This window comes from Cryobacterium sp. TMT1-66-1, from assembly GCF_004403435.1.
GTDB lineage: Bacteria > Actinomycetota > Actinomycetes > Actinomycetales > Microbacteriaceae > Cryobacterium > Cryobacterium flavum.
This window is the reverse complement of the sequence record NZ_SOGP01000006.1, coordinates 333,359-347,248: the sequence shown is the minus strand read 5'-3', so window position 1 is coordinate 347,248 and position 13,890 is coordinate 333,359. Positions and strand designations below refer to the sequence as shown.

15 protein-coding genes are annotated in these 13,890 nt (G+C 65.7%); 11 read left to right on the top strand and 4 right to left on the bottom strand.

Going from position 1 to position 13,890, the window contains the following annotated elements; genetic code table 11:
* The first annotated feature begins 200 nt into the window (after window positions 1-200).
* On the top strand, window positions 201-1,022 hold the full coding sequence (gene nadE, locus E3T29_RS04085) for an ammonia-dependent NAD(+) synthetase (protein WP_134344153.1): 822 nt from the start codon (window positions 201-203) through the stop codon (window positions 1,020-1,022).
* A 66-nt stretch (window positions 1,023-1,088) separates the two neighbouring features.
* Here the strand turns inward: nadE and E3T29_RS04080 are convergent, their stop codons facing one another.
* On the bottom strand, window positions 1,089-1,838 hold the full coding sequence (locus E3T29_RS04080; RefSeq protein WP_134344152.1) for a hypothetical protein: 750 nt from the start codon (window positions 1,836-1,838) through the stop codon (window positions 1,089-1,091).
* A gap of 83 nt (window positions 1,839-1,921) precedes the next feature.
* Window positions 1,922-2,200 (bottom strand): DNA mismatch repair protein, encoded by a 279-nt coding sequence (locus tag E3T29_RS04075; protein ID WP_134344151.1) that lies wholly within the window; start codon window positions 2,198-2,200, stop codon window positions 1,922-1,924.
* 155 nt (window positions 2,201-2,355) lie between these two features.
* On the opposite strand from E3T29_RS04075, the gene msrA reads away from it, so the two are divergent.
* From msrA to E3T29_RS04040, 7 genes are all read left to right on the top strand, one after another.
* The gene (gene msrA, locus E3T29_RS04070; protein WP_134344150.1) at window positions 2,356-2,880 is read left to right on the top strand and encodes a peptide-methionine (S)-S-oxide reductase MsrA; all 525 of its coding nucleotides are present in this window, start codon (window positions 2,356-2,358) and stop codon (window positions 2,878-2,880) included.
* Between the two features lie 207 nt (window positions 2,881-3,087).
* Window positions 3,088-3,618, top strand: coding sequence for a single-stranded DNA-binding protein (gene ssb, locus E3T29_RS04065; protein ID WP_134344149.1), 531 nt, complete (start codon window positions 3,088-3,090; stop codon window positions 3,616-3,618).
* Between the two features lie 71 nt (window positions 3,619-3,689).
* Window positions 3,690-4,202, top strand: a complete 513-nt coding sequence (locus E3T29_RS04060) for a hypothetical protein (RefSeq protein ID WP_241987620.1) — start codon at window positions 3,690-3,692, stop codon at window positions 4,200-4,202.
* 5 nt (window positions 4,203-4,207) lie between these two features.
* Entirely contained in the window at window positions 4,208-5,890 is a 1,683-nt protein-coding gene (gene ettA, locus E3T29_RS04055) for an energy-dependent translational throttle protein EttA (RefSeq protein ID WP_092339894.1), read from the top strand.
* Window positions 5,891-5,910: 20 nt separating this feature from the next.
* A complete protein-coding gene (locus E3T29_RS04050; RefSeq protein ID WP_134344147.1) occupies window positions 5,911-6,381 on the top strand; it encodes a thioesterase family protein in 471 nt (156 codons plus the stop codon).
* Between the two features lie 92 nt (window positions 6,382-6,473).
* A complete protein-coding gene (locus E3T29_RS04045; RefSeq protein ID WP_092339896.1) occupies window positions 6,474-6,983 on the top strand; it encodes a sigma-70 family RNA polymerase sigma factor in 510 nt (169 codons plus the stop codon).
* Window positions 6,980-7,684, top strand: coding sequence for a zf-HC2 domain-containing protein (locus tag E3T29_RS04040; protein WP_134344146.1), 705 nt, complete (start codon window positions 6,980-6,982; stop codon window positions 7,682-7,684). The genes E3T29_RS04045 and E3T29_RS04040 overlap by 4 nt, the downstream gene beginning before the upstream one ends.
* Window positions 7,685-7,689: 5 nt before the next feature.
* Here E3T29_RS04040 and E3T29_RS04035 read toward each other — a convergent pair whose 3' ends face one another.
* Window positions 7,690-8,565 carry an acyl-CoA thioesterase II gene (locus tag E3T29_RS04035; protein ID WP_134344145.1) on the bottom strand — a complete coding sequence of 292 codons (876 nt, stop codon included), beginning with the start codon at window positions 8,563-8,565 and terminating at the stop codon, window positions 7,690-7,692.
* 68 nt (window positions 8,566-8,633) lie between these two features.
* On the opposite strand from E3T29_RS04035, the gene E3T29_RS04030 reads away from it, so the two are divergent.
* Window positions 8,634-9,311: a hypothetical protein gene (locus E3T29_RS04030; protein WP_134344144.1), complete on the top strand. Its 678-nt coding sequence runs from the start codon at window positions 8,634-8,636 to the stop codon at window positions 9,309-9,311.
* On the opposite strand, the gene E3T29_RS04025 is transcribed toward E3T29_RS04030, so the two are convergent.
* Window positions 9,301-10,884, bottom strand: a complete 1,584-nt coding sequence (locus E3T29_RS04025; RefSeq protein ID WP_134344143.1) for a PucR family transcriptional regulator — start codon at window positions 10,882-10,884, stop codon at window positions 9,301-9,303. The two genes, E3T29_RS04030 and E3T29_RS04025, sit on opposite strands and share 11 nt — an antisense overlap.
* 138 nt (window positions 10,885-11,022) lie before the next feature.
* Here E3T29_RS04025 and gabT point away from each other — a divergent pair, with 138 nt between their 5' ends.
* Together gabT and E3T29_RS04015 are read left to right on the top strand one after the other, a co-directional pair.
* Window positions 11,023-12,402, top strand: coding sequence for a 4-aminobutyrate--2-oxoglutarate transaminase (gabT, locus tag E3T29_RS04020; protein ID WP_134344142.1), 1,380 nt, complete (start codon window positions 11,023-11,025; stop codon window positions 12,400-12,402).
* Window positions 12,399-13,886 (top strand): NAD-dependent succinate-semialdehyde dehydrogenase, encoded by a 1,488-nt coding sequence (locus E3T29_RS04015; RefSeq protein WP_134344141.1) that lies wholly within the window; start codon window positions 12,399-12,401, stop codon window positions 13,884-13,886. The genes gabT and E3T29_RS04015 overlap by 4 nt, the downstream gene beginning before the upstream one ends.
* The last annotated feature ends 4 nt before the right edge of the window (window positions 13,887-13,890 follow it).

The window sequence follows — 13,890 nt, the reverse complement described above, 5'->3', positions numbered from 1 at the left end:
TGCAGACCGGCTGATTCCGCGAACCGTTCTGCCCGATCGTGCTTCGCTGAACTCCTCGTGCATGCTGTACTTATTATTGCGTCCCCCCGAGCGGTCTTTGTCCTACCGTACGAGAAGATTTCGCCACGATTCGCCGGTACCCCGGTGCTGATCTCGAGGCAGGCCGCAGCGCAAATTCTCGAGGATTGCTAGATTCAAGTATGCGAGAACTTCAGGCGCGAATCATCGCGGAACTCAACGTCTCACCCACCATCGACCCGGCCGCCGAAGTACGCCGCCGGGTGAAATTCCTCAAGGAATATCTCAAGCACACGGGTGCCCAGGGGCTCGTGCTCGGCATCAGCGGCGGCCAAGACTCTACCTTGGCCGGTCGGCTGTCTGCACTGGCCGTCGACGAACTCACCGCAGAGGGGCATCCGGCCACTTTTGTCGCCGTGCGCCTGCCCTACGCGGTGCAGCGTGACGAAGCGGATGCCCAACTCGCGTTGGAATTCATCCGCCCGCCCTCGCAGGCCACCTTCAATATTGAGCTCGCCGTTGACGGGTTCGAGAGCGAATTTTTGGCGAGCCTCGACGTGGCCATGACCGACTTCACCAAGGGCAACGTCAAGGCCCGCTCCCGCATGATCGCCCAGTATGCGGTGGCCGGCCAGCTCAGCCTGCTCGTGGTCGGAACCGACCATGCGGCAGAGGCCGTCACCGGCTTCTTCACCAAGTACGGCGATGGCGGCACCGACATTCTGCCGCTCACCGGACTCACCAAGCGCCAGGGCCGCGCCCTGCTGATGGAGCTGGGTGCGCCCGAACAGCTCTATCTGAAGGACCCCACCGCTGACCTGCTCGACCACACTCCCGGCCAGACCGACGAGGCCAATCTCGGTCTGCAGTACGAGCACATCGACGATTTCCTGGAGGGTCAGCCCGTCGACGACGAGGTGGCCGAAGCCATCGAGGCGCGCTACCTCAGCACCGAGCACAAGCGGCGGGTGCCGGCCTCACTGTTTGATGAGTGGTGGCAATAGGCCGAACTTAAGAAACGAGCCGGTCAGCGCTGGGAAGCGCCGACCGGCACGTTTTTTGTGTCGCGACTACAGGGTCGGGGCCGCCGAGGTACGCGTGAGCGGGTCGGTGCCGCGAACCTCGAGCTTGTTGACGTCGTCGAGCAGACGCTGGGTTTCCGCCCCGGCGTCCGACGCGGATGCCGGCGTGCGATTGACAGCTGCCGGGGTGAGCGGCGCGACCCGCACGGGCGCCGGTGCCGAATCGGCGGCGTTGTACTGGTCGTGGTGCTGCTGCGCCACCCACGCTTCCTGTTCGGCGAGCAGGCTCTTCTCGGTGGAGGAATTCTGCGACTTCCAGCGATCGAGATCCCCCTGGAAGATCTTGCGGGCGCGAGCCGGCCTGTTCTGCCACTCGACCAGGCGGTCACGGAACTCGACCAGGGCCGGTTCCAACTGGTAGCCGAAGGTAGCTGAGGTGCGCTTGAGCTCGTAGAGCTCGTGAGCAGCCCAGTTGGCGGCAATTCCCGATCCGCGAATCGGCAGCAACCGCACCTGAATGTCGGCTTGGCCGACCGCCCGGTCGCTCATGACCTGCTCCTGCGGTGTCAGCGAATTCCAGACGGATGCCTCGGTCGCGGCATCGACGAGGGTCGCGATCGCGGCTACTTTGATCTCGCGATCTCGCTGGGTGATGAGCCGTTTGACGGCCCCGCGCGAGATCAACGCGGCCAGCACGCTGGCAATGACGATTGCGCCGATGAACACGACCGCGGTAAAAACCATCGGTTGGGTGCTCACGTCGGTAAACCAGGCTACGAAGTTATTCCACCATTCCATGTGCTGGATTTTATCCGCGCCGACCCCTGTTTTCGGGGATCAGACGCGGCGTGCCCCCAACCCACTCTCTGGAACACGTAGCCTCAGCACCGGAAGCAGTCCACAGCATCGTCGATGCGACAGAACACACCGAGTTCGCGCGTGCGGGTCGCGAAGACGACGCGCCTGGCGCTGTACCGGTCGCCGTCAGCGCCGCTGGCATCAGCACCGCCTTTATCGGCACTGGCCTCGCGTTCGATATAGCCGACGACAGCGCCGACCGGGTCGACGATGCGCCACAGCCCGTCGCGCACGAGGACGAACCGGAGGCCACGTACTGCTGGAAATGCTGAGTGAGTAACGGGTGCGATGAGAGTGGTCATGAGTGCTCCTTACGTACTGGTTCAGCGGTAACCCGGCCGGCCGCGGGTGTTTCTCTTACCGTATGGGCGACCACCGACATGCGCTTTCGGCGAACAGACGGCCAGAGTGCCGGATCAACCTGTGGCTGCGGCGGGGGACGAGATAGGGTGGACAGGTGCAAACTTTTGTGGTCGCAGGTGGATGTTTCTGGTGTCTCGATGCTGTTTATCGGGTGCTACGTGGAGTGAGCGACGTGGTGTCGGGGTATACCGGCGGCTCGACCGCCAACCCCAGCTACGAAGCGGTCTGCACCGGGCGCACCGGGCATGCCGAAGCCGTTGCCGTGACCTTCGACCCCGACGTCATTCCGGCCAGCGTCATTCTTGACGTGTTCTTCACGTTGCATGACCCCACCCAGCTCAACCGTCAGGGCAACGATGTCGGAACCCAGTACCGGTCGGCCATGTTCTACACCGACGACGCGCAGAAGCAACTGTTTGAAACGGCCCGCGACCGGGCGACCGAATGGTGGGGCTCCGGCATCACGACCACGATCGAGCCGCTCGGCGACTACCACGAGGCCGAGGACTACCACCAGGACTTCTTCAACAAGAACCCCGGGCAGGGCTACTGCATGGCCGTCGCCGTGCCGAAGGTCAACAAGATCCGCAAGTCGTACTCCCAATACCTGGTCAGCTAGCCTCTCCTCCCCAATCGGTGAATAGCTGAATTCTCCACGGATTTCCGCGGTTTCAGTCGGGTCGTCGTTCCGGGCGGCACACTCACTGTGTGCGACCCGGGTTCAACGAAGACTGGCACGAGTTGTTGTTCCCGGGTCGTGTGCGCCGGCGGTTCGCTTGGCGCCGCGAGTGTGCGTGTTCACGCGATCACCGTGCCGGAAGAAACCATGAGCGACAGCATCACAATATCCGGCGTTATTGGCACCGTTCCCCACCTGACCTTCGGCAAGAACGGGACCCCGATCACCTCCTTTCGGCTGGCCTCCCGCCAGAGCCACCGTGACAAGGCCAAAGACGAATGGATCGTCGACGAAAGCTGCTGGTATTCCGTCACGACCTTTCGACAGCTGGCCACGAATGCGGGAAAATCGCTCAGCAAGGGCGAGCACGTCGTCGTCACCGGACGGCTGGTCATTCGCCAATGGAACAACGCCGAAAAATCTGGGACGTCCGTTGAGATCATTGCTGATTCTGTCGGCCACGACCTCGCCTGGTACACCACGACGCCGGTGCGCAGCGGGGTACCGGCCCGTGACGCCGCGGACCAGACCGAGCCGGAACCGGTCGAATCCTTCGCATCGGCCGAATCGGCCACGGCATATGAGACCGATCCTGGCCCCATCGACCGGTCCGGAGACGGGTTTGTCCCCGTCGACACCGATGCCGATCAGGACGCGTATGCCCGTTTAGACTCGTAGCATCGTCCACGCGCGTGGACCGGGGGAGGCAGTTCGTGAGCGTGGCACAATCAGCACGGCAGAATATGACCGTGAGCACAGCACGGTGGTCTGCACGCCGCCCGCGGTACACACTGGCAGTGGTTGGGGCCGTGCTGCTGGTCGGAGTCAGCCTGACCGCGTGCACCGGTGCCCCGGCCGAACCCCCGACCAGCGGCACGGCGCCGGCCAGCTCCTCAGCGCCGGAGCCGTCGGCAACTCCGGTGCCCGACCCGGTCCTGCTGCCCGACGGCACCGCGTCCGAGAACCTCGTCTACTTCAACTTTCTCGCTGCCGCTGTCACCAAGGTCAACCCCAGCGCTGACGGGCGCGCCTACATCGACGCGCTCGTGGCCGGTGGGTTCGACCGAGCGGCCATGGAAGTGTCCTTCGATCGAACCCAGGCCGACCTGGCCGCCGACTCGATCCAGTTCTCGGTGCGATTCAATGGCGAATGCCTGATTGGGCAGATCGGGCCGGCCAGTGACGGTTTCCACAGCGTGGTCGCACCGATTCTGTCTACTGGTTTGTGTCTCGTCGGGTCCACCCGGCAAATAGACTGGTAAATATTATGGCCGAATTTATTTACTCAATGGTCCGCGCTCGCAAGGCGATCGGCGAAAAGCTGATTCTTGACGACGTCACCATGTCCTTTTTTCCCGGTGCCAAGATCGGTGTGGTCGGCCCGAACGGTGCCGGAAAGTCCACGATCCTCAAGATCATGGCGGGCCTGGACACCCCCAGCAACGGTGAGGCGAGACTCTCGCCGGGCTACACCGTCGGCATCCTCATGCAGGAACCGCAGCTCGACGAGAGCAAGACCGTGCTGGAGAACGTTCAGGAAGGCGTCGGCCCGATCAAGGCCAAGGTCGATCGCTTCAATGAGATCAGCCTCGCCCTCGGCGAACCCGACGCCGACTTCGATACCCTCCTCGCCGAAATGGGCGTGCTGCAGGAAGCTATCGATGCAGCCGATGCCTGGGACCTCGACTCCCAGCTCGAACAGGCCATGGATGCCCTGCGCACCCCGCCGGGCGACTCCGAGGTCTCCAACCTCTCCGGTGGTGAGAAGCGCCGGGTGGCGCTGACCAAGCTGCTGCTGCAGAAGCCCGACCTGCTCCTTCTCGACGAGCCCACTAACCACCTCGACGCCGAGAGCGTGCTTTGGCTCGAGCAGCACCTCGCCAAGTACCCGGGCGCCGTGCTCGCCGTCACTCACGACCGGTACTTCCTCGACCACGTTGCTGAGTGGATCGCCGAGATCGACCGCGGACACCTGTACCCGTACGAGGGCAACTACTCGACCTACCTCGAGAAGAAGCAGGAGCGTCTGCTCGTGCAGGGCAAGAAAGACGCGAAGCTGTCACGTCGTCTCGCCGACGAGCTTGAGTGGGTGCGTTCCAACGCCAAGGGCCGTCAGGTGAAGTCGAAGGCCCGCCTGGCCCGCTACGAAGAGATGGTCACCGCCGCCGAAAGCACCCGCAAGCTCGACTTCGAAGAAATCGTGATTCCGGTCGGCCCGCGCCTCGGCGCGCAGGTCATCGATGCGAGCAAGTTGGAGAAGGGCTTCGACGGGCGCATGCTCATCGAGAATCTCAGCTTCACGCTGCCGCGCAACGGTATCGTCGGCATCATCGGCCCGAACGGCGTAGGAAAGACCACCCTGTTCAAGACCATCGTCGGCAAGGAACCGCTCGACGGCGGCGAACTGCGAATCGGTGAGACGGTGGATATCTCCTACGTCGACCAGGACCGCGGCGGCATCGACCCGAACAAAACCCTGTGGGAGGTCGTCTCTGACGGCCAGGACTACATCCAGGTCGGCAAGACCGAGATACCCTCGCGCGCCTACGTATCGACCTTCGGTTTCAAGGGCCCCGACCAGCAGAAGAAGGCCGGTGTGCTCTCCGGTGGTGAGCGCAACCGCCTGAACCTGGCGCTCACCCTCAAGCAGGGCGGCAACCTGCTGCTCCTCGACGAGCCCACTAACGACCTCGACGTCGAAACGCTCGGTTCGCTCGAGAACGCGCTGCTCGAATTTCCCGGTTGCGCCGTGGTGATCACTCACGACCGGTGGTTCCTCGACCGGGTGGCCACGCACATCCTCTCGTACGAAGGCACCGACGACAACCCGGCCAACTGGTACTGGTTCGAGGGCAACTTCGAGTCGTATGAACAGAACAAGATCGAGCGGCTCGGACCGGATGCGGCCAAGCCGCATCGTTCCGCCTACCGCAAGCTCACCCGCGACTAACAAAAAAATAGGGAGACCGTGTGAAGCTGCACGTACCGATTCGCCTGCGGTGGTCCGACCTCGACGCGTACGGTCACGTCAACAATTCTGAGATGCTGCGCCTGCTCGAGGAGGCGCGCATCCTGGCTTTCTGGGTGACCGAAGACGACGGTGCGATCGGCGCGAGCACGGCCGTGCTCGATGGACGCCCGGGTGCGGCAACGCTCACGCTGATCGCACGGCAGGAGATCGAGTATCTGGCGCCCGTGCCGTACCTGCGTCAGCCGCTGGACGTGCGACTCTGGCTGGGCAAACTCGGCGGCGCCAGCCTCGACGTCTGCTACGAGGTGTGCAGCCCCGACGGCGTGACAACCGAGATTCTGTACGCGCGGGCGAACACCACGATTGTGCTCGTTGATGCGGCGAGCGAACGCCCCCGCCGCATCAACGACACCGAACGCGCCGCGTGGACTCCGTACCTCGACGCGCCGATCGAGTTCGCCCGACGCTGACAATTCCCCGACTGAGCGGCCCGAGTTGCCGCGAAACCGGGTAGTACTGAACCGAACACGCGTCCGTCGCGTGTTAAGCCGGGGAGGTAGTCATGGCTGATGAGCGTGCCGAACTTCTGCAAGCCCTGCACGACGAACACGCGCCGCTCCTGTGGCGCTATGTTGTGCGGTTGACGCACGATCCGGCCTTTGCCGACGACGTCGTGCAGGAGACGCTCCTGCGTGCCTGGCGACGCCCCCGCCTGCTCGACCAGACCGAGGTGTCAGCTCGGGCCTGGCTGTTCACGGTGGCCCGCAACCTGGTGATCGACGATCGCCGCTCGGCCAGGGCCCGCCACGAGATCCCCACCGATCAGCTGCCCGAGGTACCCACCGACGACCAGACCGATGCCCTGCTCGACGCTTGGCTGGTCGCGGATGCCCTGCACGATCTCTCACCCGACCACCGGGCGGTCATTGTCTGCGCGTACTATCGAGGCCAGTCCGTGGCTGAGACCGCGCGGGACCTGGTCATTCCCGAAGGCACCGTGAAGTCCAGGCTGCACTACGGCCTGCGAGCCCTGCGGCTCGCACTGCAAGAGCGGGGAGTGACGGAGCGATGAACACTCCAGCAGATCTGTACGCCGACTGGGACGGCGCCTACGTGCTCGGCGCCCTGTCACCGGCCGACCGCCGGGACTACGAACGTCACCTCAACGACTGTGTCGCCTGCAGCCAGGCGGTCGCTCATCTCGTGGGTCTTCCGGGGCTGCTGGCCCAGGTGCCGCTCGTTCAGGCCCTGCAACTGGACCAGCCCGTTGATTCCCGAGCGGATGCTGCCCCCTCCGCCACCCTGCTGCCTCGCCTGGTTCAGGCGGCCAGGGCGCACACCCGGCGCGCCCGCCTGCTCGCCGCTGGCGCGGTCGTGGCGGCCGCCGCGATCGCGGCATCCGCTGCCCTCGTCCTGCCGGGCTGGCTCGATCAGCCCGGCCAGAGCATCACCGAACCCGCCGTCGCCATGACCTCCGTGGTTCCCAGCCCGCTCACGGCCTCGTTTCGCCTGACCGGCGAGGAGTGGGGCACGCGCATCGACGCGAACTGCAGCTACGCGCGCGGCGGCGACGATTTCGGCGCTCAGCCCTACGCCCTGTTCGTGACCGACCGGGACGGCCAGGAGACCATCGTGGCCAGCTGGATCTCCGGACCCGGCAGCACCATCAGCGCGGCCGGTACCACGAGCGTGTCCGAAAACGACATCGCCAGCGTGGATATTCGGTGGATGCCCGACGAGAAGGTGCTGCTCGAATCCAAACCCAGCTGGTAGCGCTGCTACTCGAGAACGATGGGCACGCGCAGCATGCCCTCCTGCGCTACGGTAGCCAGGAGCACGCCGTCGCGGCTGAAGATGCTGCCCGTGGCCAGGCCGCGGCCACCCTGCGCGCTCGGTGAATCCTGCACGTAGAGCAGCCACTCGTCGACCCGACCGAACCGGTGCCACCACATGGCGTGATCCAGGCTGGCAACTTTGAGACCGGGAGTCGCCCAGGCCACTCCGTGCCGGCGCATGATCGGTTCCATGATCGAGTAATCGCTCGCGTAGGCCAGGGCTGCGCGGTGCAGGTCGGGGTCGTCGGGCAGCGGCAGGAACGTCTTCATCCACACGGCCTGGCGCGAGGTGTGCTCACCGTTGACCTTGAGAAAGATTGGCGAGGGAACGTGCCGCATGTCGAAGGGCCGCTCGTTGGCCCAATAACGCGCTACCGAGTGGTCGATGTGGGCTAGCGCTTCGGATGCCGTCGTCAGGCTTTCCGGATCGGGGATATCTTTCGGCATCTCCAGGTGATGCTCCAAGCCCTCATCGGCGTCCTGGAAGGAGGCGATCATCGACAGGATCGGCACGCCGTCTTGATAGCACTGCGTGCGGCGGGTGGAGAAGGAGCGGCCGTCGTGAATGCGTTCGACCGAAAAAGTAATCGGCTCGTTGACATCACCGGGGCGCAGAAAGTAGCCGTGCATCGAGTGCACGTGGCGTTCGTCGGGCACGGTGCGCATCGCAGCGACGAGGGACTGGGCCAGCACCTGCCCGCCGAACACGCGGCCGAGCGGCATCCACTGGGACGGCCCGGTGAAGATGTCCTCGCTGGTGCGTGCACCGGTGTCGGTGAGATCGAGGACGGCCAGAAGGCTTTCCGTGGGCTTGTGCATGCTGTCTCCTCGGGCAAGTTCGCGTTCGCGGCATGCGGTCGTGGCGCATCTTGGTAGTTTAGAAGATGATGAGCCAGTCATTCACTCTTACCGATTCCCAGTCCCTCAGCGATCTGATCGTGTTTCTCTCACGCTCCGGCCGCGTTCTCGACGGTTCCGTGCGCCTCATGGCGTCCGACGGCGTTCTGGCGGTGTACACCGCCATTTTCTATCCGCGCGGTCTGCTCGACGCGAGCCCGACCGTGCTCGGCCTGCGCACCTTCGCCCTGACCGAGCCGGTCGACCTCGACAAGGTCGTGCCGGTGCGGTCGCTGCTGGAACGCCTCAAACGCCTGGAGTCCACCGCGCGCGACCTGAGCCTCCCGGTTATCGTGTCCGTCCCGCTCGAGGTGAACACCGTGACCTGGGCCGGCATCTCCCCGCCGAAGGGCGGCTGGGAACCACACGGCCAGACTCCGGCGTCGCACCTCGAAGCCGCCGCTCGGGAGGGCATCGACGAGGTTGCCGCCGCCGTGCCGGAAGGCACCGGCGAGCTGATCGTGGAACGCGTGCGCTCCGAAGTGTGGGGCCGTCAGGTTGACGGGCTCGAATTCGTACCGACCGGGGCCGGTTTCGCGGCGTTCAGCCTGGGCTTTCTCTCCGATGACGAACCCGTGCAGCTGTTCGAGTCGGGCCTGTGGACCCGCCTCAGCACGAGTCGCGGCCATGTTCTGGTGCGGCGCAAGCCGTGGACGCTCACGGCCTGACCGGCTCCACAACGGCAGCGTCGGTGGCGAGCAGGGCCGCCCAGACATCCGCTCGAGCCGGAAACGACCCCAGGTCGCGGGCGAGCAGCTGCTCAGCCTGTTGAACGCGGGTGCGCACCGTGTGGCGGTGTACCCCGAGCTGCGCGGCGGCCTCACCGAAGTGTCCGTTGCACACGAGCCACGCCCGCACGGTAGCCAGCAGCTCGCTGCCGTGTGCCCGATCGTGCGCCATCACCGGCGCGAGGGTGGCGAGGCCGACCTCGCGGGCATCCGTTCTGGCCAGCAGGGCCAGCACGCCCTGCCGGGCGACGATACTGAAATCGGTCACGCCCGGTGCGCTCTCCCGTGCCCGGGCCAGCGCCTGATGGGCCTGATCGAGGGCGCGAGGTAGCTGGCGGTAGCCCGTCGGCTCCGACAGGCCTGCGTGCAGTTCGAACAGTGCGCACAGATTTAAGAGGATGCCGTTGGCCGCGCGGTCGAGACACAGCACCACGGTGTCGTCTTGGCGGGCGAAGAAGAGCTGCCCGGGGGAATCGTCGACGCGTAGTTCCAGGTACTCGGTGATCGCATCCCGGCGAACGGCCGGCACATCCACGACGGCGACGAGCACCGGTGGGTCAGGGAGCGCGCCCCACATTTGTCTGGAGATCTGGTCGACCAGGGTCTGGTCCCCGGCGAGCAGGGTGTTCAGCAGGCCGGAGCGCAGCAGCCCCTGGGCACGATCCAGGGCATTGTTCTGCTCGAGGGCGAGACCGGCCAGGGCAATCACGCTCGTCACCACCTCAGTGCTGGCCTGGTCCAGGGCGAGTGCGCCGCCGAGGGCGAGTACACCGCGCAGGTGGTCGTGGCCGCCGAGGGTCTGCAGGGTAAGGGTTTCACCGCCAGCGTCAACAGTGCTGCTGGACCGCTGACCGCGGGCGAGCAGTCGCCGGGCTTCCTGCTGCACAGTGGCGAGGGCTGTGGGGGCCGCGGCGAACGTGGCGCGGGGAAACACCCGATCCAGGGTTCCGCTCGCATCGAACAGGGCCACCCAATGGCCGAGCTGGGCGGACAGCTCAGCGAGCGTCGCACTCAGGCCGTCCGGACGCAGGGCGGCGAGCGCGATCGCGCGCTGGGCCTTGAGCGCCCAGGTGGCGCGGGCATACCGGTCCTCGGCCACGAGGTCGCCGGCCGCCCGGGCGACGGCGATGAACGGGGTGCGATAGGGAACCTCGAACAACGGCAGCCCGAGCGTTCGGCACGCGGCGATGAGTCCGTCGGGCGTGCCGTCCCGAACGACGTCGGTGCCGAAGCCGAGCGCCGTGATACCCCGCTCGTGCAGGCGCTGCACGTAGGGGCGGTAGTCGGCATCCGCTGCCGGATCACTGCCGAACTGGGTGCCGGTCGTGAGCAGCACGTGGTCGGCGGAGAGGAACGGGGTCGGGTCGATCAGATCGGAGCTGTGTACCCATTCAACCGTGCGGTCGAGCCGTGCCGCCCGCGTGATCGGGTCGGCCGCGCTCGCATCAGCGTGCTCGAGCAGGGTGAGTCCCAGGTTCGGATCAGCGAGGAGCAGGCGCAGGGTGGGGAGCATGGGCTGACTATACAGCGTGGCGGGAAATTGCGCCGGAACTATACAGCCAAGAGATAGTGCTGTCGCCGGGTTGTGCCTAGCATTGCCGCATTGGCACCGTGGCCGCGGTACCGCCCGTCGCATCGATCGGAAACACTCATGACACTCGTAGACACTCCTCGCCTCACCAGCACGCCGCTCGGTGGCCCCACGCTGGCCCAGGAACGCAGACTGGTCACGAGCATCCCCGGGCCGAAATCGCGCCGCTTGAGCGAACGCAAGGCCCAGGCGGTCTCTGCCGGAGTGGGTATCTCGCTCCCCGTGTATGTTGTGGCCGCTGGCGGAGGCGTTCTGGTCGACGTGGATGGCAACTCTCTGATCGACCTCGGGTCGGGCATCGCCGTCACCGGTGTCGGCAACAGCGCCCCGCGGGTGGTCGAGGCCGTCGCCGCCCAGCTGGCCCAGTTCACCCACACCTGTTTCACCGTTGCTCCCTATGACTCCTACATCGAGGTGGCCGAGGCCCTGAACCGTCTCACCCCCGGTGACCACGTCAAGCGCAGCGTGCTGTTCAACTCCGGCGCCGAAGCGGTGGAGAACGCCGTGAAGATTGCGCGGCACTTCACCGGCAAACAGGCCATCGTGGCCTTCGACCACGCCTACCACGGCCGCACCAACCTCACCATGGGCCTGACCGCCAAGAACCAGCCCTACAAGAACGGCTTCGGTCCCTTCGCACCCGAGGTGTACCGGGCACCCATGTCGTACCCGCTGCGTGACGGCGGTCTCGGTGGCGTCGTGGCGGCGAACCGTGCCATATCGCAGATCGAGAAGCAGGTCGGCGCGAGCAACCTCGCCGCGATCATCATCGAACCCATTCAGGGCGAGGGCGGCTTCATCGTTCCCGCACCCGGCTTTTTGGCGACGCTGCTGGCCTGGTGCCGCGCCAACGAGGTCGTCTTCATCGCCGACGAGATCCAGACCGGCTTCGCCCGCACCGGCGCTATGTTCGCCTGCGAGTACGAGGGCATTGTGCCCGACATGATCTGCACCGCCAAGGGCATCGCCGGCGGCCTGCCGCTGTCGGCCGTCACCGGGCGCGCCGACATCATGGATTCACCCCAGGCCGGCGGCCTCGGCGGAACCTATGGGGGTAACCCGCTCGCCTGTGCTGCCGCGCTCGCCACCATCGACACCTACGAGGCCGAGCACCTGGTCGAACGCGCCGCCGCCATCGGCGCGATCATGGGCGACCGCCTCGGCGCGCTCGCCGCAGCCGATCCGCGCATCGCCGAGGTGCGCGGACGCGGCGCCATGATGGCCATCGAGCTGGTCGATCCCGCCACCGGGGAGCCGGATGCAGCCCTGACCGGCCGCGTCATCGCCGCCTCCCACGAGCAGGGCGTCATCCTGCTCGGCTGCGGAACGTACGGCAACGTCATCCGCTTTCTGCCGCCGCTCAGCATTCCCGACTCCCTGCTACTCGAGGGCCTGCAGGTTTTGGCCGAGGCCCTCGCTGCCGATTCGGCCGCAGTATGAGCACCGTGATCGAAGGCGCCGTGCGCTCCAGCGGTCAGGTCGCACTCCTGGCCCGCGTACCCGACCAGCTCTACATCAACGGTCAGTGGGTGAACGGCACCGGGGAGCCGATCGTGGTGACCGACCCCGCCACCGGTCTGGTGCTGAAAACCATCCAGAACGCATCCGTCGCTGATGGCGCCCGCGCCCTCGACGCGGCCGTCGCGGCCGCGGACTCCTGGGCAGCAACTCCGGCCCGAGTACGCGCCGAGATTCTGCGCCGCGCCTTCGATCTACTCCAGGAGCGTCGGGGCGATTTCGCCACGCTCATGACACTCGAGATGGGCAAACCCATCGCCGAAGCCAACGGCGAAGTGACCTACGGCGGCGAGTTTCTGCGCTGGTTCAGCGAAGAGGCCGTGCGCATCAACGGTCGGTACAGTGCCAACCCGGAGGGCACCGGAACGATGGTCGTCACTCACCGGCCGGTGGGCCCGTGCTACCTGATCACACCGTGGAACTTTCCGCTCGCCATGGCCACCCGCAAGACTGCCCCGGCGCTCGCCGCTGGCTGCACCGTTGTGGTCAAGCCGGCCGAACTGACCCCCCTGACCACCCTGCTGTTCGTGCAGCTGCTGACGGATGCCGGCGTGCCGGCCGGTGTCGTGAACGTCATAACGACCACCGAGTCGCAGGCCGTCTCGGCCCCGATCATCGCCGACCCCCGGCTGCGCAAGCTGAGCTTCACCGGGTCGACCGCGGTGGGTCGAGCCTTGATCGCTCAGGCGGCCCAGAACGTGCTGCGTACCTCGATGGAACTCGGCGGCAACGCCCCCTTTATCGTATTCGCCGACGCAGACCTCGAGAAGGCCGTCAGCGGCGCGATGCTCGCGAAGTTTCGCAACACCGGCCAGGCCTGCACGGCGGCCAACCGGTTCATCGTGCACGCGTCGATCGCCGAAGAATTCGGCCGCCGACTCACCGAGCGGGTGAACGCCCTCGTGCAGGGCCCCGGGATCGACCCCGCGGTGAACTTTGGACCGCTCGTGACGGAGACGGCCGTCGAAAACGTTGACGCCCTCGTGCAGGATGCCCTCGCGCGCGGCGCCACGCTGCTCACCGGAGGCACCCGCCCCGACGGAACCGGCTCGTTCTATGCCCCCACAGTGTTGACCGGTGTTCCCGCTGACAGCCGCATGGTGCGGGAAGAGATCTTCGGCCCAGTGGCCGGCATTACAACCTTCGAAACAGACGAAGAGGCCATTAAACTGGCGAATGACACCGAATATGGTCTGATAGGATACGTTTTCACCACCGATATCGCACGTTCACACCGTATGATCGACAGTATCGACACCGGAATGATGGGCCTGAATACCGGCCTGGTTTCCAACGCCGCGGCACCGTTCGGCGGCGTCAAGCAGTCCGGGCTCGGTCGTGAGGGTGGCCTGGAAGGCATCAACGAATACCTCTCGACCAAGTACACCCTCATTCCCGCGTCTTAACCCC

What these genes read in the sequence shown, in the direction of transcription:
- ettA (WP_092339894.1), top strand. Translation starts at nt 4,208, where the DNA reads ATGGCCGAATTTATTTACTCAATGGTCCGCGCTCGCAAGGCGATCGGC.
- E3T29_RS04080 (WP_134344152.1), bottom strand. Translation starts at nt 1,838, where the DNA reads ATGGAATGGTGGAATAACTTCGTAGCCTGGTTTACCGACGTGAGCACC.
- E3T29_RS04015 (WP_134344141.1), top strand. Translation starts at nt 12,399, where the DNA reads ATGAGCACCGTGATCGAAGGCGCCGTGCGCTCCAGCGGTCAGGTCGCA.
- E3T29_RS04075 (WP_134344151.1), bottom strand. Translation starts at nt 2,200, where the DNA reads ATGACCACTCTCATCGCACCCGTTACTCACTCAGCATTTCCAGCAGTA.
- gabT (WP_134344142.1), top strand. Translation starts at nt 11,023, where the DNA reads ATGACACTCGTAGACACTCCTCGCCTCACCAGCACGCCGCTCGGTGGC.
- E3T29_RS04025 (WP_134344143.1), bottom strand. Translation starts at nt 10,884, where the DNA reads ATGCTCCCCACCCTGCGCCTGCTCCTCGCTGATCCGAACCTGGGACTC.
- nadE (WP_134344153.1), top strand. Translation starts at nt 201, where the DNA reads ATGCGAGAACTTCAGGCGCGAATCATCGCGGAACTCAACGTCTCACCC.
- ssb (WP_134344149.1), top strand. Translation starts at nt 3,088, where the DNA reads ATGAGCGACAGCATCACAATATCCGGCGTTATTGGCACCGTTCCCCAC.
- E3T29_RS04040 (WP_134344146.1), top strand. Translation starts at nt 6,980, where the DNA reads ATGAACACTCCAGCAGATCTGTACGCCGACTGGGACGGCGCCTACGTG.
- E3T29_RS04035 (WP_134344145.1), bottom strand. Translation starts at nt 8,565, where the DNA reads ATGCACAAGCCCACGGAAAGCCTTCTGGCCGTCCTCGATCTCACCGAC.
- E3T29_RS04030 (WP_134344144.1), top strand. Translation starts at nt 8,634, where the DNA reads ATGAGCCAGTCATTCACTCTTACCGATTCCCAGTCCCTCAGCGATCTG.
- E3T29_RS04045 (WP_092339896.1), top strand. Translation starts at nt 6,474, where the DNA reads ATGGCTGATGAGCGTGCCGAACTTCTGCAAGCCCTGCACGACGAACAC.